This is a genomic window from Pirellulales bacterium (genome assembly GCA_035939775.1).
In the GTDB taxonomy this organism is placed as follows: Bacteria; Planctomycetota; Planctomycetia; order Pirellulales; family DATAWG01; genus DASZFO01.
Map to the genome: position 1 here is coordinate 1 of DASZFO010000356.1, position 20,140 is coordinate 20,140.

A 20,140-nucleotide genomic window follows, 5' to 3' on the forward strand; every position below is an offset into this window, starting at 1 on the left:
CGGAGGAGCTGGATAATCCACTGGTCCGCATGTATCGCCGCAGCCGTGCCGAAGGCTTTGGCGCCGAAGTAAAGCGGCGAATCATGCTCGGCACGTACGCCCTGAGCGCCGGTTATTACGATGCCTATTATTTGAAGGCGCTCAAGGTGCGCCGCCTGATCCGCCAAGACTACGACGACGCTTTCCGCCAGGTCGATCTGATCGCCGGCCCGGTGACCTCGACCCCGGCCTTCAAGATCGGGGAAAAATCCGACGACCCGCTGGCGATGTACCTCGTCGATCTGTACACGGTGACGGCCAATCTCGCCGGCGTCGGCGGGATCGTGTTCCCGTGCGGATTCAGCTCCGGCAACCTCCCGATCGGCCTGCAACTTCAGGCGCCCCCGCTGGCCGAAGACCGCCTGCTGCGGGCGGCCCACATGTTCCAATCCGCCACCGACTGGCACAAGCGGCGCCCAGAGCCGCCGACGACCGGGGCGACCGCAGATGGACGCAGTTGAACGCGGATGTGCGCCGATTGATCCGATTTCGGAAAAAGTGATAGGCGCGGCATTTAAGGTTGCGAATGTACTTGGGTGTGGGTTCTTGGAGAAGATCTATGAGAATGCATTGGCTCATGAACTTCGAAAACTAGGGATCAAGGTTGAACAGCAGAAATCAATCGACGTTTACTACGATGGAGTGCTGGTCGGATTCTACATTTCAGATTTGTTCGTTGAAGATCAGTTGCCCGTGGAACTGAAAGTCGCCAAGGCCCTCGACGACGCCCATTTCGCTCAAGCATTAAACTTCCTCAAATCGTCGGGATTCAAAGTCGGACTTCTGATCAACTTCGGCAAAAGCAAAATCGAAATCAAGCGCATCGTCAACAGTTATTAATCTATTCACTCAGCCAATAATGTCGTGGCATCTGCGATCATCTGCGTCAATCGGCGTTCATCTGCGGTCCTGTCCTCGTCTGCCTGAAGTTCCATGAGTGAGTTATACACCGTCATCATCGGCCTCGAGGTCCACGTGCAGTTGCTCACGCGGACGAAGCTGTTCTGCGGATGCAGCACGCGGTTCGGCGCGCCCGCGAACACCCAGACCTGCCCGATCTGTATCGGAATGCCGGGCACCTTGCCCGTGATGAGCCGTCAGGCCTTCGAGCTGTCGCTCAAGAGCGCCATCGCTCTGAATTGCGACATTGCCCCGTTCACTAAATGGGACCGCAAGAACTATTATTATCCCGATCTTCCCAAGGGCTTTCAGATCAGCCAATACGACCTGCCGTTTTCCGACGATGGCTATCTGGCGATTAGCGATCCTAAGGGACGGTTCGAGCCGAAGCATATCGGCATCATCCGCGTCCATCTCGAAGAAGACGCTGGCAAGAGCATCCACGACGAGGTGGCGGGCAAGGCCGATAGCCGCATCGATCTCAATCGCACCGGCACGCCACTGATGGAAATCGTGAGCCAGCCCGACATGCGTTCAGCGCTCGAGGCGAAGGCCTATCTCACCGAGTTGAAGCTGCTGCTCACGTATCTCGGCGTCTCCGATTGCAACATGCAGGAAGGGAGCCTGCGCGTGGACGCGAATGTCAATTTGCACATCGACCTCCCCGACGGCCACGTCGCCAAGACGCCGATCGTCGAGATCAAGAACATGAACAGCTTTCGGGCCGTCGAGCGGGCGCTGGATTTCGAGGTCGATCGCCAGTACGACGTTTGGCGCGAGACGCGGCAGGAACTGGGCACGGTGCCGAAGCAGACCCGCGGCTGGGACGACGTGGCCAATGTGACCCGCGCCCAACGGCATAAAGAGGAGACGAGCGATTATCGCTATTTCCCCGAGCCGGATCTGGCGCCCGTCACTGTGACCGACGCGGAGATCGATCAGATTCGCTCTTCGCTCGGCGAATTGCCGGCGGACCTGCGAACCCGGCTCGAGGCGACCTACGGCATCAGCCCCTACGACAGCGACGTGCTCGTGAACCAGGGGCGCACGCTCGTCGAATACTTCGTCGAATTGGCCCGCCTCACAAACGACGGCAAGACGGCCAGCAACTGGATGCAGCAAGACGTGCTCCGCACGCTCAACGAGCGAAACATCCCAATCGAGCAGTTCCCGATCACGGCCGCGGCGCTCGGCGAATTGATCTCGCGCGTGCAAGCCGGCGATCTCGACACCAGCCGCGGCCGCGAAGTCTTCGCCGAGATGCTGGCCACCGGCCAATCCGCCGCGCAGGTGATCGCCGCCAAGGGAATCGCCCGCGTCGATGAATCCGAACTCATCGCGCTGTGCCAAGAAATCGTCGCGGCCAATCCCAAGATTGTGGCCGACATCAAATCCGGCAAACTCCAAGCCGCCGGCAACCTCGTCGGCCAAGTAAAAAAGCGGAATCCGAATGTCAACCCAGGGCGCGTGCGCGAGATTTGCTTGGAGCTGGCCAGTAGGACTTGAGACTCGCCACTTTACGTCGCGAAGACTTGGTCCGTGAGCCCCGCCTGAACGCTCATAGCGGGCTTGCCTCGGCGCAGGCTCGGTGTCATGATTTGAGTATTGAAGAGGGGCCTTGCGTATGACTCAAATGACGCCGGAGCTATCGCAAGCAATCCAGCAAGCTGGCGGAGAGCCGTTGCGTATCGTCGATCCCGCGACGAAAAAGACGTATGTCGTGATGCGGGAGGAGGTCTTTGATCGAGTCAGGATGCTCCTTGATGTCGACGAAGACGATCCCCGGGCTTTCTACCCCCTATTAGCCGACTTATCGCCTGAGGATTGGGAGGACGGTTCCGTTTACGGCTTGCCGGAATCGCCGTGAAGGCGCGGCGCGGCGATGTAGTGATCGTCGACTACCCTTACAGCGATGCCAGCGGGTCCAGGGTTCGGCCGGCCTTGGTCGTCCAAGGTGATTTGAACAACACTCGGTTGACGAGCACGATCGTTGCGATGATTACCAAGAACATCCAATTTGCGGCAACCGAACCGGCGCACCTATTGATTAACATTGACTCGCCCGATGGTAAGCGGTCAGGGTTGCACGTCACGTCGGCTGTCAGCTTCAACAATCTCTTCACCGTTCACGAGCAGCTCGTTCTCAAGACCATCGGCCGCCTGCCGCCGCCGTTGATGCTCCAGGTGGATGAATGCCTCAAGGCTGCCCTCGGAATTGCGTGAGGCTGGCGTATGAGCCGCATCATCACGCTGACCACCGATTTCGGTCTTGGCAGCCCGTATGTGGCGGCGATGAAGGGGGTGATTCTTTCGATACATCCGGCGGCGCGGGTGGTGGATATTGCGCACACGATTGGGGCGCAGAATGTTCGGCAGGCGGCGGTGCTGTTGGCGGAGGCGACGACTTGGTTTCCCGCCGGGACGATTCACGTCGCGGTGGTCGATCCGGGGGTCGGCACCGAGCGGCGAATTATTTATGCCCAGATCGGCGATCAGCAGTATCTTGCGCCCGATAACGGCCTGCTGAGCCGGCTGGCGCTCAAGACCCGCCCGTCGCGGATCATCACTCTCGAGAACCCCGAGCACTGGCTGCCGTCGGTCTCGAACACATTTCACGGTCGCGACATCATGGCCCCGGTCGCGGCGCAGCTCAGCTTGGGTATGGAGCCGGACCGGCTCGGCCCGAGCATTGCCGAGCTTGTGGAACTGAATTCGCCAGCGCCGCGAATCGGCGCGAATGAAATCAGCGGCTCGATCCTCTGGGTCGACGGCTTTGGCAACCTGATCACCGACATCACAGCCGGAATGCTGGCCGGGATCCCGGATCGCAGCCGCGCAACGGTCGAAATCGCCGGCCGCGCGATCCACGGCATCGATCGAACCTACGGCGACCGTCCTGTCAATACGCTCATGGCGCTCGTCGGATCAAGCGGGTATCTTGAAATCTCCACCGCAGGCGGCGACGCTCGCTCGCAGTTGAACTCTGATGCCGGCGGGCCGGTCACCGTGCGCTGGTAACGAATTCGTCATTCTCAGTCGCTATTTCACCTATGAACAACGACCCGAAACTCGGCACAGCGGCAAGCGACCGGCAGTGGTTCATCGTGAGCCGCTGGCAGGAATACGAAGGGGAAGCCCGCGCGAACCTGCTGCGTACGATCGGCATCGGGGCGTTTTACATCATTGAGTTGATTAACCACGGCGTGCAGATCGGGGCATTGCAATTGCCGCCCGTGGTCGGCGACCGGTTTCATCAGTCGGTAACGGCGCTGGCGGTGGCTTGGACGATGGTGGCTCTCGTGACGCTCGTCTGCCTGCGAACGCACGTGTTTCCCGCCGCGCTCAAATTCGCGACGACGGCCTGCGACATTGTCCTGCTGACCGCGGTGCTGCTGATCGCCGACGGGCCGCGCAGTCCGCTGGTGGTCGGCTACTTCTTGATTATCGCCTTGGCGGCGCTGCGGCTCAGCCTGAAGCTCGTTTGGCTGGCGACACTTGGTTCGATGACCGGTTACATTTTTCTGCTGGGTTATGTGAAATACTATGCGGCCGCGGAACGGGCCACGGCGATGAGCGTGCCGCGCTACTACCAGATGATCGTGTTAGTGGCCTTGGCGCTGGAGGGGGTCATCCTCGGGCAAGTGATCCGCCGCGTGCGGACGATGGCCGAGGATTTCGCCCGCCGCTTGGCACGGAAGGACGTGATCGGCGACAAGACGCCGTGACTTCGATGCTGTCCGCGAGTTCGCTCCGATGGAAAGAATGAAAGTTGCGGGCGCGCCGAAGAGTTGTTCCGAGTGCGATGCCCCGCTGAAGATTGGCGATAACAAATGTTGGCTGTGCGGCGAGAAATTCGAGCGGCCTGTCGGTTCTCCTGCGCAGGAGGAGGAGCGATCCGGCGAAATTCGAATAGCGCCAGTTGCCGATCGGCGTGAGCTGTACAAAACAAATCCGCTGGAGTTGTCGGGACCTAGGCCTGCTCGCACCGACCTCGACCGGACTTTCAGCCTGAGCACGGTATTCCTCTGGACGACGTTGGTTGCCGTGGTCACGGGCGTGGCGAGAATTGCACCCGGAGCGGGCGTATTGTTGGCCCTGCTGAGCGTGCCCGCGGCGCTGCGCACCATTGGAACCGCTCGTCACCGAATGAGAGCAACGGGAGAATCGATGAATACTCTCGAAAAGATCGAAGTGTTCGCAAGTTCCTTTGCGCTCGTCATCGCGATCATAGCCGCCGCGGCCGCCGCATTCGTGGCCGCGTGTACCACCGCGGCGGTGGGATCCGCGCCAATTCGGTTAATCGACGGCTCGCCTGCTCGCGTCGCGTCCGCCATAGTAGTAATCGCGATCGGAATCATTGGTGCATACCTGGCCGCGAAAAAGCTTATTCAAGATAATTGGCAAAAGGATTGACGTCCGCGACTTCGCGCGGCGAGGCCATCGCAGGACCGACCATGGATACAACCGTCCCTTCTGACTTGCCGACCACTTGCCCCGAGTGCGGCGCTGCACTTGTGCCGGGCGCAGCGAGATGTTGGCTCTGCGCGTTGAGACACGAGCGGCCGATCGCCGGCGATCATGTCGCGGCAACGCAATCGCTCCAAGAATCGCCGGTTGCGCCGAATCCGTACGCCTCGCCCGCTCCGCCGACCGATGTGCATTTGAACCGGACATTCAGCCTGAGCACGATGTTTCTTTGGACGACGTTGGTTGCCGTGGTCATGGGGGTCGCCGGAGTCGCGCCGGGGCTGGCCATCTTGCTGGCGATTCTGAGTTTGCCCGCCGCATTGCGAACGATCGGAATGGTTGGCCGCCGGACGCGTCAGTCTGGCCGCTCGCCAACCGTTGGGGAGAAGGTTGAACTGTTCGCCGCGTCGTTGGGAATCGTCTTCGTGATTTTCATCGGCGCCGCGGCCGCCTTTACGGCAACCTGTTTTCCGCTCGGACTGGCCGGTTTCGCCGCCAATGGCGAAAACATGAGCGGAGCCTTCATTATCGCGATACTCGTCGGAATTGTGGCCGGCGCCATCGCCGCGTATTTTCTGATTCGGGCACTGTGGCGCACTGGGAACTGAACCATGCAACTTCGCGACCATCGCTTCTTAGGCGTGACTCAGAGCCTCTGTCCCGAGTGTCTGGCCGTCGTGCCGGCGAAGATCATCGTGAAGGACACGGGACGCGTCTACTTTCGCAAGCGTTGTCCCGCGCACGGCGTGCGCGAAGATTTTGTCTGTTCCGATATCACGCAGTACGACCGGATGGAATTCAGTCTGCCGGGAAAGGCGCCACTGTTCGGTGTCGAGCCGGAAAAAGGTTGCCCCCTGGACTGCGGTCTTTGCACCGAGCATGAACAGCACACGTGCATCGGGCTGGTCGAGATCACGGCGGCCTGCAACCTCACCTGCCCGATCTGCTATTCGGCGAGCGGGCCAGGACAAAAGCACCTTTCGGTCGACGAATGTCGCCGCGCCATCGATCGGCTAGTCGAAGTCGAGGGTCGGCCGGAGGTGCTCCAGCTTTCCGGCGGCGAGCCGACGATCCATCCCGAATTCTTGCAAATTCTCGATTACGCCTGCGCCCAACCGATCGACATCGTGATGATCAATACCAACGGGATTCGGCTGGCTCACGACGCCGCGTTTGTCGAACAGATTGCCCGTTACAAGCATCGGTTGGAGATCTACCTGCAATTCGACGGCCTCAGCGACGCGACCTATCAGGCGTTGCGCGGCGAGCCGCTGGCCGACATCAAGCGGCGAGCGGTCGAGACTCTCGGCCGCCATGGCCTGCGCACGATCCTGGTGACGACGCTGCAAATCGACGTGAACGAGCCGGAAATCGGCGGCATCGTCCGCTTTGGGCTGGAGCGGCCTTGGATCACGGGGATCAGTTTTCAACCGGCCACGTACTCGGGTCGGTTCGTGCTGCCCGAGAGCTTGGAGCGGCGGATCACGTTTCCCGATGTGATTCGCGAAGTCGCGCGGCAGACCGACGGGCTTTTTCGGGAGGACGACTTCTTGCCCCTTCCCTGCGCTCATCCCAATTGCCACAGCCTCAGCTACGCTTACCGCAGCGGCGGACGAATCGCGCCGCTATCGCGATTCATCGATGCCCGGAATCATCTGGACTTGCTGGCCAACGGAATCACGTTCACTCGCGTTCGCGCGCGGGAGTTGATCGAGCAGTATTTGGGAAGCGCCGGTTGTTGCGGCGGAAAGTGTGGACCTGAAACGGCGTCGCCGATCGTTCAAATCGGCGCGACGAACGGCGGCGATCGCGCGACCACGTTGCGAGCGGCCGACGCCGCCGAAACGGAGTCGCTCGCCGCGGAGTTCTTTGCGCGAGCGATGGCCGAGCAATTATCGCCTGCCGACGTATTCCGGATCACCATCACCTCGTTCTTGGACGCCTACAATTTCGACGTGCGGCGACTGATGAAATGCTGCATCCATCATGTGCTCCCCAGCGGGCACGTGATCCCGTTTTGCGCCTACAATGTGCTCTACCGCGACGGTCATGTGCCGCTTCCGCTGCTCCGCGCGGCGGCAACGATGCATGCAACCAGCACCCGATGACGATGATCGCGTGGGCCACTCGCGGCCTTCCTGCCATGCCTTGGACCTATCCCGCCCTGATGCTGGTGGCAATCGCCGTCGGCGCGGCGATCAGCCGGCGCACTCAGCGAGCGCTATCCCTATCGGCAATGGAACGACTCGGCATCGGGCTCGGCGCGTTCTGCGGGGCGTTCATCGGAGCGCGGCTGCCGTTTGTGCTCTCGAATTGGAATGGATTGATGAGCGGAGCGGCGTGGTTCGGCGACGGCAAGACGATCGTGGCCGGGATCGTCGGCGGCTATTTCGGCGTGGAGTTGGCCAAGTGGGGGCTGCACATCCGCGTGAAGACCGGCGACAGCTTTGCCGTTCCGGTCGCGGCCGCGGTCGCGATCGGCCGACTCGCTTGCTTTTCCGCGGGGTGCTGTTATGGCACTCCCACCACGCTTCCTTGGGGGGTCGTATTCAGCACGGCCGACGCCCGTCCACGACATCCCACGCAACTCTACGAATCGGCTTTCCATATCGCTGCCGCGGCCATTCTAACCTTGTTATGGCGGCGCGGACTGCTTCGCGGGCAACTAATTAAGCTGTACATCATTTCGTATCTCATATACCGTTTTTTCAGCGAGTTTATCCGTCCCGAGCCGGAGATTTGGCTCGGCTTGACGGGTTATCAATGGGCTGCCGCAGCAGTTGCGCCAGTTTTTATTTGGCTCTGGATTTGCGATGCTCGGTCGTCGGCCGGCGGCTTGGCAGCGGATTCGAACCTCGGCATTTAGGCCGGGAGAAGGGGACAGTCCCCGTTTCGCTGCCGACCGTCGCGGCGATGGTGCCCGCTCCGCAAAAGGGGGACAGTCCCCGCCGGATTTGTCGGTCGCCCTTGATTATTGTTGGCCTCGATCTGCGTCAAGAATTTGCCCCCGCTAGCGGCGGCAATTATACTGCCGGTTCATCTTCCTTCGATCGACCTCCCGTACCGCCGCAAGGAGAACCTCATGGCCAAGAAGAAATCCGCGAAAAAGGCCCCCAAGAAAAAAGCTGCCAAGAAGGGAGGCGCGAAAAAGCGGGCCAAGAAGAAGCTCCCGGTGAAGAAGGGGGCCAAGAAGGCAGCGAAGAAGAACGCCAAGAAGAAGGCCAAGGCAGCCAAGGCGGCACCCAAGAAGAAGCAAGCGGCAAAGATGGCGGTTGCCAAGAAACGGCCGGCCGTTAAGAAGAAGTCCGCCGCCAAGAAAAAATCCGCGGTCAAGAAGAAGGTCGCCGCCAAAACAAGGAAGGCCAAAGCCGCGCCGCCGGCGATGCCGCCGGCCGAGATCGCATTGGCAGCCGCTCTGGCGCTCGAGTCAGCTCCGCCGCCGGCTGAAATCATCGTCGAGGAAATCGTGACCATCCGCGAAACTGAAACGATCGTCGAGCCGATGCCGTCTCCTGAGATGCCGGACGATTCGACAAATGGCAACGGGTCCAGCAGCGACGCCGCCCCGGGGCCGAGCAGCTCGTCGATGCAATGGTGACGCCCGCGCCTAAGAGCGCCTAACAAATCCGGCGGGGACTGTCCCCCTTTTGCGGAGTCCGCGGAGCAAAATGGGGACTGTCCCCTTCTCCCTGCCGGATTTGTTAGGCGCACTAATCGGGCGCGCGCAATACGCCGCAGATTTCATCCCACAATCCGGGCGAGACGTCGGAGGGATGGGATTCCGTCACGGCCTTGAGACAATCGTGCAAGTCCTTCCGCTCTGCGAGCGAGATCGCGGCAGCGACGATTGCCGGCGATCGGCTCATGCCGCCGCCGCAACACACCAGCGCCGGGATCGAACGCTCGATCATTGCCGCAACGGCGTCGATCGCCAGATGAATCAGATTAGGATCGTTGCCCTCTCCGTCCACCAGCGGAAATCGGTAAGCGATGATTTCGCGCGGCAATGGTAGCGGCGGCTCTTCGATCGCCAATTGCACGACGGCGCGAATCTCCCGTTCAAGGATGCCCTGCAAATCGCGCCCGTCGCCGGAGTGACCGATCCAAAGCTGATGATCTCTGACTTGATTCATGAGAGCGGCCCGCCGGAATGACGTGCAATGTAAGAGCCTATCCGAGAACCGCCGGGGACCGTCCCCTTTTGTGGAGTCTTCGGAACAAAAGGGGACGGTCCCGCTCTCCTCAGGCGGTTCTCGGATAGGCTCTAATGTTCGCGTCCGTCGGGGGCGAGATCTTTGAGGCAGGCCAGGACGATTATGCCGATGATCGACAGAAGACCCATGAGACACCAGGCGGGGTTTCGGCCTTTGGCGAGAGCGTAATAGGCGAGGCCCAACATAAGCAGCGCGGTGCCTGCAATGGCAACCAGCGCGCCGATCGCTTCGTGCGACGGGTTCGTTCGCATCACGACCTGACCGGCGATTTGGAGAATGATGCCTGGCACACCCGCAAGTAGACTAATGCTATTGTAGCGCGCGATCATGACGACATCCGACGGGATTTAGGAATTGGAAGAGATGATGACGATAGCAAACTGCATCGCGCCGCAATTCGGCTATAGCTAGGATTCTCGTATGCCGTCAACAATCGCCATACGCTCCATGTGCGCGCGATTCCTCCGGAGGCCCTTCAGGCCGCCAGCGCACGGGTGATATCGGCTGTCCCAGGGTTCCGCTCCGTTCTCCTTGTGGAGAACTTCGCTCCACCCTGGGCTGGGCTCCGCCGGCCTTTCAGGCCTACATTCACTCCTTTTTCTTCGCGATGAACTCGCGCAGCTCATTCAACTCGTGACGCATCTGCTCGACTTGCTTGCGCAGCTCCCCGACGGCCGGATCGGGTTGCTGCGGCTGGATCAGGGAAAGGCTGCGGTTGAACTGAAGCGGAACGGCCGCCGGCGGTTCGATCGGGGCCGCAAGGTCCATGACGGTGAAAGTCCTTTGCGCAAGGCCATTCGGCGGCGCGGCGAGCATGCCGGGATTGGGGAAAACCATGGCGCCGCCGAGAGGGCCGCCTGGGCCGGCCTCTGTCGCCGCGTTTATTCTCTCGGAAAGCTCGCGCATTTCGCGCCGGAGCCGTTCGGCATCCTCGGTTCGGCCGGCTGCGGCCAACTCGTCGGCCGCGCGCCGCATCGCAGCAGCTTGCCGCATCATTTTTTCCAGATCGGGATTCGCCTGGCTAAGCTGGTCTAGCTGCGCTAGCTCGCGGTTGATCGCTCCGATCCGCTGCTGGACCCCCTGCAACTCGGCACGGATTCTTTGCAACTGCGCGCGGTGCAGTTGTTGCTCGGCGAGCGGGTTCTTCGAGATCGCGCCGCCGTCCAATTGAAGCCCCTCCGGCAATTCAAAGCCGCTCGGCCGGTTTACCGGCTTGATAACGACGTCGTAAGTCTTTCCATCCCGCAGAAATTCCAGCGCAAGACCGCTCTTCTTTGCGTCGCGGACCGCTTCGAGGATGTCGGTGTAAGTCTTCACCGGTTTGTCGCCGGCCTTGAGGAGAATGTCGTCCGGTTTGATGCTCGCTTTTGCGCCCGGGCTATCCGGCACGACTTCGCGAACCACTAGCCCTTGTTCCTTCGGGAGATCGAGCTTCTGCCGCAAGTCGTCCGGCAGCGTGGTTACTCGCAGCCCCAGCCAGTCTTGGCCGAGCGACGAGGGTTCAGAAGTGAAGGTGAGCAAGGTCGTGTCGTAGTCCAATTCCTGACCGGACAAAAGGCGATTCGAGAAAAGAGCCAAAACGAACGCCATCAGAACCGTTGTCAGCCGTTTCATAACCCGCCTCCTCAAGGGCACGTTTTGCAATTCCCCCGGCGAGGCCCTGTTTCGCCGGGGCGTCCGAATCTCCCAGTTCGCCGCGCGAGACGAGCGCGGCCGCCACCGCCGAGTTAGTCGCTGGCCACCATCCCATTGTTCACGACGGGCGAAAAAAACACAACGTCGTAACGATCAGGCGGCATTCAGACGAGCAATCCGCAGATTACGCAGATTGACGCAGATTTTGAGAGACGAGCCGTCCGCTCGGATTGTCGTTTAGAATTGAATCTGCGGAAATCTGCGGATGAAATTGGGCGTGAACCCGTATCTCAACGAGTTCTGTTCCACGACAGGGCCAGCGGAACGGCGGCTAGCGGCGCGACCGCCAGAGATAGCAGGCCGATGAAGAATAAGTTGAGGATTAGCGGCAATCGCGGATTGAGCACGCCGGTCAGCGCAGCCAAGGCTAAGATCGCCAAAAGTCCGAATAGCCCGACAAGCATCGTCGGCAGTCCGATGAGCGACCTACGCCAAGCCACGATGAACGTCCGAGCGTTGCCCCAGATGAGGATGATTCCGCTTGCGGCGCCGATGCCGGTATAGAATACTTGCTCGACTGGTCGAGGCAAAACAAAGTGCGGCAAGGTCATTGTTGCAACCCAGGCCACGACGATGCCGCCGAGCAACAACACGGGCCGCGTTCTTCCGGTAAGACCGACCGAAATCATCACTGCCATAACAATCCAAGGCCCGAGCAACGTCGCGGGAAAGTACCATGCCTCCAGATGATGGAGAATTTCGGTCTGGCGAATGATTCTCATCCCCGCGATGGCACCGACGAGCAGAAACGCGAGGACCCAGATTCCCCAGGCAATCAGAGTGCTCTTCGCCGCGGTCTTGAGAATGGTTTTCGACAGGTCGCGATTGGTAATCGGCCGGGTCGCCAGGAACTGCCCCATTTTGTAATCCTTGTCGCTCGGACCGACGTTGCCGATGACTACGCCGCCGATGAATCCCGCCATCGAAAGCATCCCGCCGCCGGCAATGAGTCCGCCGAATAGATCGCGTAGATCGCGATTGAAGATCAGCCAGAGGATAAAGCCCCCGACGATAACCAACCCGACGGTCCCTGGCATGACCCATCCTTTCCGCCGCCACTCGCACCAATGTTGCGCCTCCGCGGGGCTGCGAAACGGGCGGCGAGTTTCAGGCGAGGAGTCGAATAAGCGGTCAATCCAAGCGACGATCCCCAACACTGGCAATGGATCGCCGCGGCGATTTCGCGCCACCGCGATCACGGCGACCGCATACGCGGCGACGGCGAAGCCCAGCATCATCGCGGCTTCCCCCAATGTCACTTCGGTCCAAAGGCGCGTCGGCTGAGAAAACACCGGGCCGAATCGCGATTTGAACCAGAGACCCAACAGGGCCGCGACCGGAGCGAGTCCGATGACCATCCAGACCGTTTTCTCTGTCAGCCACAAAAGGGCGTTGACCGCGGCCAGCATGACCGCCAGAAAGATCGCCGGACCCCAGATCGGCCAGCCGAGACCAAACGTAGCGTTTGCCGCCGCGGTGCTAACGATCGATTCCAGCGCCATCAGCGCCATCGCCGGAAACAAATGCCAGGCGACGATCGTCGAAGTCGGCACCGGCATCACGAACAACCGCGATGGATGCCCTTGCACCGCAAATATGGCCACGCCGAAGGCGAACATGTTGATCTCCATCATCATGAAACTGATGAGGAAGAAGCTCTTATCGTGCGGCAGGAGGGCCCGTTGATGCCGCAACTCCCCGAACATGATCATCGGCAAGGCATTGGCGACCACGAAGCCCACGATCAGCCACGACCGCCCGCGGCGGAGCAGTTCCCACGTCATCGCCAGGGGAATTGATCGCATATCCAAATCTCTCCTCGTCGCGAGTCGAAGGGTTTTATTTATGAGGAGGCCAGGAAGGCAGGAGACAATAACAATTAGCCGGAAATGGACGGAAATGAACGCGAATGAAGAACGAGGCAAGGTAATTTTCGTGTCCGAACAAATTCAATCCTGATTTCCGTCCATCTGCCCATCTGCGTCCATTTCCGGCTCTTCTCCTGCCTTCCTGGTCTCCTCATAAAAAAATCCGTTTCGTAGTTGTCGATGATCGTGTTATCCAGTTCGTCGTAATAACTCAGGTCGCACTGATTTGTTTAGTTGGGCTGGGGCGCGATGCGGGTGACAAAAATCTCATCGAGCGACAGGGCCGAGTCGCTGACCACGGTGGCTCCGATCGCCTCGGCCGCCCGCCGCAATTGGTCGCTCTCGCCGCTGCATGTGTAAGTCCACTCGACTCCCTCGCCCGTGCAGGAGAGCATTCCCACGAGCGACGGCGGGCGTTCGACCGATTGGCCGAACCGCAATGTCAGCCGCCGGTGCGTCTCTTTGATTTCATCCATCGCCGCGGTGAGCACGATCCGTCCCTTGTGGATGATCGCCACGCGATCGGCCACCCGCTCTACCTCATCCAGCAAATGTGACGAGAATAAGACCGTCCGCCCCTCGTCGGCGATCGTGCGGATGATGGCCCCCAGGATGTCGCGGCGCACGACCGGATCGAGCCCCGACGAGGGTTCATCCAAGACGAGCAGGTCAGGACGATGGGCGAGCGCCACGAGCAATCCGGCTCGCGCCCGCTGCCCGCGCGAGAGGTTCTTGATTTTCGCGGCGGCGTCGAGGTCGAAGGCCCGCCGCAATTCCTCGGCGTAGGCTTCATCCCAATTCGGGAAGAAGGCCTGCGTGTAGCGCATCAATTCGCCGACGCGCATCCAGTTCGGCAGATCGCGGTCTTCCGAGAGGTAGCCGATGCGGCCGAGCGTGCCGACCGGGTTCTCGACCGGATCGAGTCCGAACACGCGGACCGCGCCGAACTGCGGCTTGAGCAAGCCGAGAAGATGCTTGATCAGTGTCGTCTTCCCGGCGCCGTTGCCGCCGATCAGGCCGAACACTCCGCCGCGCGGGATCGTGAGCGAAACATCGTCGAGCGCAGTTTGGTCGCCAAACCGCCGGATCACATGGCGAATCTCGACGATCGACGGGGCCGTTGAATCGTATGGAGCGAGCATGGGAGCGTTCCTGACGGGAGAGACTTTTTGTGGCACGGGACCGTGCCGCCGCGTTTCAGTCGTAGGTCAGGCTTCTAGCCTGACGAATCTCGGCAAAAGTCAGGCTGGAAGCCTGACCTACATACTTGCTTCCTCATTCCGCATTGGCAGCACTCCGCACCGGCAGCGCCGCGCTCCGCTGCTCGACGAGCTTGATGAGATCTTCGAACGAAACGTCCATCTGCCGCGCTTCGGCCAGCAGGGCATCGATCCGCTGCGTGAGGATTTTGATCCGCTCGCGGCGGGCCAGCGGCGAACCCTGATCGGAGATGTAGGTCCCGGCCGTGCGCCGCTTCTCGACGATCCCGGCCAATTCGAGTTCGCGATAGGCTCGGGCTACCGTGTTCGGATTGATGATTAGCCGCTCCGCCAAAACGCGAATCGGCGGCAATTCATCCCCCGGATTCAACCGGCCGGAGGCGACCAGGTATTTGATCTGATTGACGATCTGCAAATAGATCGGCAGGCCGTCGTTGGGAGCGATGTGAATTTGCACGGTCAGTTCTCGCCGCGGCAAGGCTTCGACAATGGAGATGCCGACCTCGGAGTCACTTGTATTAACTCAATAATACAAACTGCGGCGAGCGTGTCAAGGGGTGGTATATTGAGAATCAGTAGGTCAGGCTTCTAGCCTGACGAATCTCGGTGGAAGTCAGGCTAGAAGCCTGACCTACGCGAAACGGCCGCTTTACCACGGCTGTCGCGAGGAGAAATGATGTCCGCCCAACAGCCAGCCACTGACCGCTTGATCTTTGTGGCCGATCTAGCGGAACTACGAGAGCGGAAGGTTGTGGTCGTGCAGGGGCCTGACCGCCCGATTGCCGTCTTTGCGCATGGAGACACAGTTTCGGCCGTGGACAACCGCTGCCCGCATCTTGGCTTTCCGCTGCACCGCGGGACGGTGGAGGACGGCATTCTCACTTGCCATTGGCATCATGCCCGGTTCGATCTGGCGAGCGGCTGCACGTTTGATCTCTGGGCCGACGACGTGCAGCGATACGAGGTCGTGGTTCGCGGCGGGCGGGTCTTCGTCGATGTCGGCGGGGCGCGTCTCGATCCCCGCAGCCATTACGAGCGCCGCCTCCGCGAAGGGCTGGAACAGGACATTGACCTCATTCAATCCAAATCGGTCATCGGGCTACTGGAAATGGGAGTCGAGCCGAGCGCGATCGTCCGCGAGACGGCGCTCTTCGGCGTGGCCAACCGCGATGATTGGGCCTCGGGGCTCACTTCGCTCACGGCCCTGGCGAACCTCGCGCACCATCTCGACCGACACACGGCCTTCCTGGCGATCTGTCAGGGCGCGCGCCGCGTTGCTTCCGATTGCGATGGCCAGCCGCCGCGCCGCGAGCGCCGGCCGCTCGAAACGGCCGACCTCGAATTCGCAACGCTCAAGCGCTGGTTCCGCTATTGGACGCTGGTGCGCCATCGCGACGGCGCGGAGCGCACGCTGCTCACGGCGATCCGCAACGGCGCCTCGCCGGCCGATCTGGCCGATATGCTCTTCGCCGCAGCCACCGACCGCTTTTACGCCGACAGCGGCCACGTGCTCGATTTCGCCAACAAGACGTTTGAGCTGCTGGACCTGATCGGCTGGGAGCATGCCGAGGCCGTGCTGCCGGCGATCGTGCCGCAATTGGTCTCGGCCCGCGGCGGCGAAGAGCAGAACGCCTGGCGGCATCCGCAAGACCTCGTGCCGGTGCTGCGCGGCGTCGAGCAGCAACTTTCAGAATTGGTCGAGCGCGGCCGCGGCAAATCGTGGGACGACGTGCTCGGCCTGTCGAGCGCGCTCTGGGATGACGATCCGCTGAAGATCATCGAAGCTCTCAAGCAGGCGATTGTTGGCGGTGCTCGCCCGGAGCAGCTTTCGCAGGCCTTGGCCCATGCCGCGGCGTTGCGGATTGCGCGGTTCGGCACAGCCAATGAATTCGGCGATTGGATCACGGCGCTGCACAGCTTCAGCTTTGCCCACGCGCTCGATTGCGTGCTCCGCCGCGCGCCGTCGCTGGAAATCCTGCGCGGCGTGTTTCACGGGGCGATCTCCGTCTATCTCGACCGATTTCTGAACATCCCGCCGGCGCCCATGCCCGGAGAGCGGCGGCCGCTGGACGACGAGCCGAGCGGCGCCGACGAGCTGCGGCAGCGTTTCCTTGATCTGCTCGACGAGCGGCACGAAGTGGAGAGTGCCGCGCGAGTGGTTGCTCGCTATCTGCACCTCGGCCATCCGGTTGGGCCGCTCATCGACACGTTCACTCTCGCCGCCGTGCGCGAGGATGCTGATTTTCACAGTTTCCAAGTGCTCGAGGCCGCCGTCCGGCAGTACGAGCGCTGGCCGAACGGCTCCGAGCGCGACCACTTTCTGATCGCGGCCGCCCGTTTCCTGGCCGCCCATTCGCCGACCCAACGCACGCAATTGCAAACGGCGGAGGTCGCACTGCGGCTGCATCGCGGCGACGGACTCTACGAGGCGGATTACGAGTAGCCTCTTATTGATTTATGGCGCGAATGGCTACACCGGCGAGTTGATCGCGCGGGAGGCGGTGCGGCGCGGGATGCAGCCGATTCTCGCAGGTCGCAGTTCAGAGGCGATCGGCCGCCTCGCCGCCGAGTTGAATTGCCCGAGCCGATCATTCGCGCTAGGGTCCGCCGCGGCGACTGCAGCGCATCTGGCCGGAGTCCGCGTGGTGCTGAATTGCGCCGGGCCGTTTTCGGCCACCGCCGGGCCGATGATCGAGACTTGTCTGACCGCCAAGGTCAATTACTTGGACATCACCGGCGAGATCGATGTCATTGAAGCAGCGGCCCGGTTGCACGAGCGGGCTGTCGCGGCCGGGATCGCGATCATCCCGGCCGTCGGTTTCGACGTTGTGCCGAGCGACTGCCTGGCGGCTATGCTCGCGGCGGCTCTTCCCTCGGCCACGCACCTGCAACTGGCCTTCACCGGTGGGCCGATCAGCCGCGGCACGGCGAAGACCCTGCTGGACGTGCTTCCGCACGGTGGCCGAGTGCGCATCGATGGCCAGATTCGCCGCGTGCCCATTGCGTGGAAGACTCTTGAAGTGCCGTTTCCGAAGCGAAAGCGTTCCGCGGTCACAGTCCCCTGGGGAGACGTGGCCAGCGCATTTCATTCGACCGGCATCCCGAACATCGAGGTCTATGTGGCGATGCCACTGCCAGAGATTCGCCGAATGCGGCGGATGAAGTGGCTCCTGCCGCTATTGAGGTTTGGTCCGTTTCGTTGGATCTTGCAACGCGTAATTGAGTCGCGAATCACCAGTCCGTCGGCTGCCCAGCGCGAGGGGCAACAAGCGTCGCTGTGGGGTCGAGCCAGCGATGCGGCCGGCAGATCGGTCGAGGCAACGCTCGTCGTTCACAGCGGCTACAAGTTGACCGCGCTTACCGCGCTGGCCAGCGCCGATCGCGTTCTCGCGGGCAATGTTCCCCTCGGATTCTCGACGCCATCGCGTGCTTTTGGGAAAGAGTTCATCCTGTCGATTGCCGGAACAGAATTGAAAAGGAGCGATCGACTCACCAAGTGACGGCGTCGATGTTGTCCTTATTGAACGCGACCGGGGCGCCGAGAATAATGTTGTCGCCTTCGATTTCGAGCTTGCCGAGGCGGCCGGCGGCGAACGATTTGTCCCCCGGCTTGAGCGCGCCGCTGGCGAGCGCGTCGGCTGCCAAGACGGTCGCGTAGCCAAGGTCCATCGTGTTCCAGAGGATCACGGTCTCGGTGATCCCCTCGTGGACATAGGTCTTGTTGTCCCTGGGCAATCCCAGTCCGACGACTTTCACGTCGGTGCGGCCCGATTGCTTCACCGCCTCGGCCGCGCCGGGCACGGCAGGGGAGCAGATGGCCATGATCAGCTTCACTTTCGGGTAGGCGTTCAAGATCGCCGTGGCCTCCTGCTTCGCCTTGTCTTGCTTGTCGTCGCAAGGGCGGAGCACGGCCATCTTGATCTGCGGATACTTTTCCGCCCGCCGGGCTTCGATCCGCTTCTGCCATTCGATCATGTTCGCCGCCGTGAGCGAGGCCGTGATGATCGCAAACTCCCCTTCGCCGTTCATCACTCGGGCCGCATTATCCATGAGGGCTCGGCCGATGCCGTCGGGCGTGGCCTGGTTGACGAAGAAATCGCGAGCGTCGGGATCGGCGTCGGAATCCCAGGTGACGATTTTGATGCCGCGGTCGCGAGCGCGGCGCAGGGCGGTGGAAATCCCCTCGCGGTTTTCGACTGCCACGGCGATCACGTCCACGCCGCGGGTGATCCAAGTCTCGACGATCTCGTTCTGCTTGGCGGGGTCCGGCTCGCGCGGGCCGTCCCACAACAGCTTGACGTTTAACTGCCGAGCCGCCTCCTCGGCGCCCGCTTGGCAGGCGATGAAGTAGGCATTTCCCTTGCTCTTCGGCATCATCGCGATCGTGAGCGGCTTACGTTTGGCCGAGTCGCCCGCACGTTCGGTTGTTTCGCCATTCTGCGGCTTCGCGGAATCCGTGGCGCCCGGCGAAGAACTTCCCGATTCCTTCGGCAGTGAACGGACCAGCAGCCAATTGCTCGCGGCAATGATCACGGCTCCGAGCAAGATCACGCAACTCAACGCAGCCACTTGTGAGTTCTTCATCGACGATTCCTCGGGGATGATTTTGGATTGTGGATTGTGGATATTGGATTGTTGTGCCGTGCCGCCTTGCGAAGTCCTTGCCGTCGAATCCAAAATCCGTACCACGATCGTAACCAACAGCAGCACGCCCGTCATGATCCCGGCCAATTCCGACGGCAGGTCCGAAAGCTGGAGGCCTTTCTTGAGGACCGAGATGATTAGCAATCCGAGCAGCGTGCCGGGCACGGTGCCGCGGCCGCCGAAGATCGACGTGCCCCCCAGCACCACCGCCGTGATCGCCAGCAATTCATAGCCGGTGCCGGCGTCTGACTTGGCTTGGCCCAGGTGGGCGACATAGACGATCGACGCCACGCCGGCGGTCACTCCGCTGAGTAGATACACGAGAACAATTCGCCGCTGGACCGGAATCCCGGCGTAGCGGGCGCCCTCGGGCGAAAAGCCGATGGCAACGAGAGCCCGGCCGATGATCGTGCGGTGCATCAGCAACCAGAAACCGGCGATCGCGAGAAGAAACAGCGGGAGCTGAGCCGGAAGGAGATCGAAAACGTAGCCGTTGCCCAAGAACAGAAATGGGTGCTTGAGCGGGACGGTGAAATTCTGCACTCCGCCGGTGATACCTTCCGCCAGCCCGCGAAATAGCGACATCGACCCGAGCGTCACGATCAGCGGTGGGATCCTAAGCCGCGTGATCAGCAGGCCATTCAGCAGGCCGGCGGTGGTTCCCACCGCGAGCGCCCCAATGATCGCGCCGGCCAAACCGGGCGCGAAGCCGATCGCGCTATGAAAGTCTTTGTCGAGCCACAGCTTTCCAAAGACCACGGCGCATAGCCCCATCAGCGAGCCGACGGAAAGATCGATTCCGCCGCTGATGATCACCGGCGTCAGGGCCAGCGCCAGCAACCCGATCTCGACGCTCACGCGAAGAACTTCAAATGCGTTTTCACTGCGCAGAAAGTTCGTGCCGATGGCAGAGAACAAAGCGATCTCGAGCGCCAGCACCATGATCAACATGAGTTGCTGACTCGATGCGCCGCGCGAGTTTGATTTCGTCAACATGCTGGGTGCTTCACCGCGTCACGATCTCCGCTCGCTCACGCTCCGGTTCGCAAGCGAACCGGCTAACGCGAGTCCTCTGGCCTCCGACACGATCCAT

21 protein-coding genes are annotated in these 20,140 nt (G+C 61.3%); 14 read left to right on the forward strand and 7 right to left on the reverse strand.

Annotated elements, in window-relative coordinates; genetic code table 11:
- The 12 genes from VGY55_23315 to VGY55_23370 all read left to right on the forward strand — a co-directional run.
- Positions 1 to 500: amidase (locus tag VGY55_23315; protein ID HEV2972917.1), on the forward strand; the 500-nt coding region annotated here is incomplete at its 5' end.
- Positions 487 to 879 (forward strand): GxxExxY protein, encoded by a 393-nt coding sequence (locus VGY55_23320; protein HEV2972918.1) that lies wholly within the window; start codon positions 487 to 489, stop codon positions 877 to 879. The genes VGY55_23315 and VGY55_23320, both read left to right, overlap by 14 nt.
- 93 nt (positions 880 to 972) lie before the next feature.
- Positions 973 to 2,445, forward strand: a complete 1,473-nt coding sequence (gene gatB, locus VGY55_23325) for an Asp-tRNA(Asn)/Glu-tRNA(Gln) amidotransferase subunit GatB (GenBank protein HEV2972919.1) — start codon at positions 973 to 975, stop codon at positions 2,443 to 2,445.
- A gap of 118 nt (positions 2,446 to 2,563) precedes the next feature.
- Positions 2,564 to 2,806: a hypothetical protein gene (locus VGY55_23330; protein HEV2972920.1), complete on the forward strand. Its 243-nt coding sequence runs from the start codon at positions 2,564 to 2,566 to the stop codon at positions 2,804 to 2,806.
- Positions 2,803 to 3,162 (forward strand): type II toxin-antitoxin system PemK/MazF family toxin, encoded by a 360-nt coding sequence (locus tag VGY55_23335; protein ID HEV2972921.1) that lies wholly within the window; start codon positions 2,803 to 2,805, stop codon positions 3,160 to 3,162. Before VGY55_23330 ends, VGY55_23335 begins: the two co-directional genes overlap by 4 nt.
- Before the next feature lie 9 nt (positions 3,163 to 3,171).
- Positions 3,172 to 3,957 carry an SAM-dependent chlorinase/fluorinase gene (locus VGY55_23340; protein HEV2972922.1) on the forward strand — a complete coding sequence of 262 codons (786 nt, stop codon included), beginning with the start codon at positions 3,172 to 3,174 and terminating at the stop codon, positions 3,955 to 3,957.
- A 32-nt stretch (positions 3,958 to 3,989) separates the two neighbouring features.
- Positions 3,990 to 4,664: a hypothetical protein gene (locus VGY55_23345; GenBank protein ID HEV2972923.1), complete on the forward strand. Its 675-nt coding sequence runs from the start codon at positions 3,990 to 3,992 to the stop codon at positions 4,662 to 4,664.
- Positions 4,665 to 5,025: 361 nt separating this feature from the next.
- Positions 5,026 to 5,352: a hypothetical protein gene (locus VGY55_23350; GenBank protein HEV2972924.1), complete on the forward strand. Its 327-nt coding sequence runs from the start codon at positions 5,026 to 5,028 to the stop codon at positions 5,350 to 5,352.
- A 41-nt stretch (positions 5,353 to 5,393) separates the two neighbouring features.
- Complete coding sequence (locus VGY55_23355; GenBank protein ID HEV2972925.1) at positions 5,394 to 6,014, forward strand: hypothetical protein; 621 nt, start codon at positions 5,394 to 5,396, stop codon at positions 6,012 to 6,014.
- Positions 6,015 to 6,017: 3 nt separating this feature from the next.
- A complete protein-coding gene (locus VGY55_23360) occupies positions 6,018 to 7,514 on the forward strand; it encodes a radical SAM protein (GenBank protein HEV2972926.1) in 1,497 nt (498 codons plus the stop codon).
- Between the two features lie 35 nt (positions 7,515 to 7,549).
- Positions 7,550 to 8,272: a prolipoprotein diacylglyceryl transferase family protein gene (locus tag VGY55_23365; GenBank protein HEV2972927.1), complete on the forward strand. Its 723-nt coding sequence runs from the start codon at positions 7,550 to 7,552 to the stop codon at positions 8,270 to 8,272.
- A 216-nt stretch (positions 8,273 to 8,488) separates the two neighbouring features.
- On the forward strand, positions 8,489 to 9,004 hold the full coding sequence (locus VGY55_23370) for a hypothetical protein (protein ID HEV2972928.1): 516 nt from the start codon (positions 8,489 to 8,491) through the stop codon (positions 9,002 to 9,004).
- A gap of 112 nt (positions 9,005 to 9,116) precedes the next feature.
- Here VGY55_23370 and VGY55_23375 read toward each other — a convergent pair whose 3' ends face one another.
- The 6 genes from VGY55_23375 to VGY55_23400 all read right to left on the reverse strand — a co-directional run bounded on the left by VGY55_23375 (position 9,117) and on the right by VGY55_23400 (position 14,881).
- Positions 9,117 to 9,539 (reverse strand): dual specificity protein phosphatase, encoded by a 423-nt coding sequence (locus VGY55_23375; GenBank protein HEV2972929.1) that lies wholly within the window; start codon positions 9,537 to 9,539, stop codon positions 9,117 to 9,119.
- A 131-nt stretch (positions 9,540 to 9,670) separates the two neighbouring features.
- Positions 9,671 to 9,949, reverse strand: a complete 279-nt coding sequence (locus VGY55_23380) for a hypothetical protein (protein HEV2972930.1) — start codon at positions 9,947 to 9,949, stop codon at positions 9,671 to 9,673.
- 259 nt (positions 9,950 to 10,208) lie between these two features.
- The gene (locus tag VGY55_23385) at positions 10,209 to 11,234 is read right to left on the reverse strand and encodes a PDZ domain-containing protein (protein HEV2972931.1); all 1,026 of its coding nucleotides are present in this window, start codon (positions 11,232 to 11,234) and stop codon (positions 10,209 to 10,211) included.
- Between the two features lie 311 nt (positions 11,235 to 11,545).
- Positions 11,546 to 13,120, reverse strand: a complete 1,575-nt coding sequence (locus VGY55_23390; GenBank protein HEV2972932.1) for a hypothetical protein — start codon at positions 13,118 to 13,120, stop codon at positions 11,546 to 11,548.
- Between the two features lie 293 nt (positions 13,121 to 13,413).
- Positions 13,414 to 14,325, reverse strand: a complete 912-nt coding sequence (locus tag VGY55_23395) for an ABC transporter ATP-binding protein (protein HEV2972933.1) — start codon at positions 14,323 to 14,325, stop codon at positions 13,414 to 13,416.
- A 133-nt stretch (positions 14,326 to 14,458) separates the two neighbouring features.
- Positions 14,459 to 14,881, reverse strand: a complete 423-nt coding sequence (locus VGY55_23400) for a GntR family transcriptional regulator (protein ID HEV2972934.1) — start codon at positions 14,879 to 14,881, stop codon at positions 14,459 to 14,461.
- 198 nt (positions 14,882 to 15,079) lie between these two features.
- Between VGY55_23400 and VGY55_23405 the strand changes: the two genes are divergently transcribed.
- Together VGY55_23405 and VGY55_23410 are read left to right on the forward strand one after the other, a co-directional pair.
- Positions 15,080 to 16,846: a Rieske (2Fe-2S) protein gene (locus tag VGY55_23405; protein ID HEV2972935.1), complete on the forward strand. Its 1,767-nt coding sequence runs from the start codon at positions 15,080 to 15,082 to the stop codon at positions 16,844 to 16,846.
- 7 nt (positions 16,847 to 16,853) lie between these two features.
- Entirely contained in the window at positions 16,854 to 17,903 is a 1,050-nt protein-coding gene (locus tag VGY55_23410) for a saccharopine dehydrogenase NADP-binding domain-containing protein (protein HEV2972936.1), read from the forward strand.
- On the opposite strand, the gene VGY55_23415 is transcribed toward VGY55_23410, so the two are convergent.
- Positions 17,893 to 20,043: a substrate-binding domain-containing protein gene (locus tag VGY55_23415; protein HEV2972937.1), complete on the reverse strand. Its 2,151-nt coding sequence runs from the start codon at positions 20,041 to 20,043 to the stop codon at positions 17,893 to 17,895. The genes VGY55_23410 and VGY55_23415 overlap by 11 nt on opposite strands.
- Between the last annotated feature and the right edge of the window lie 97 nt (positions 20,044 to 20,140).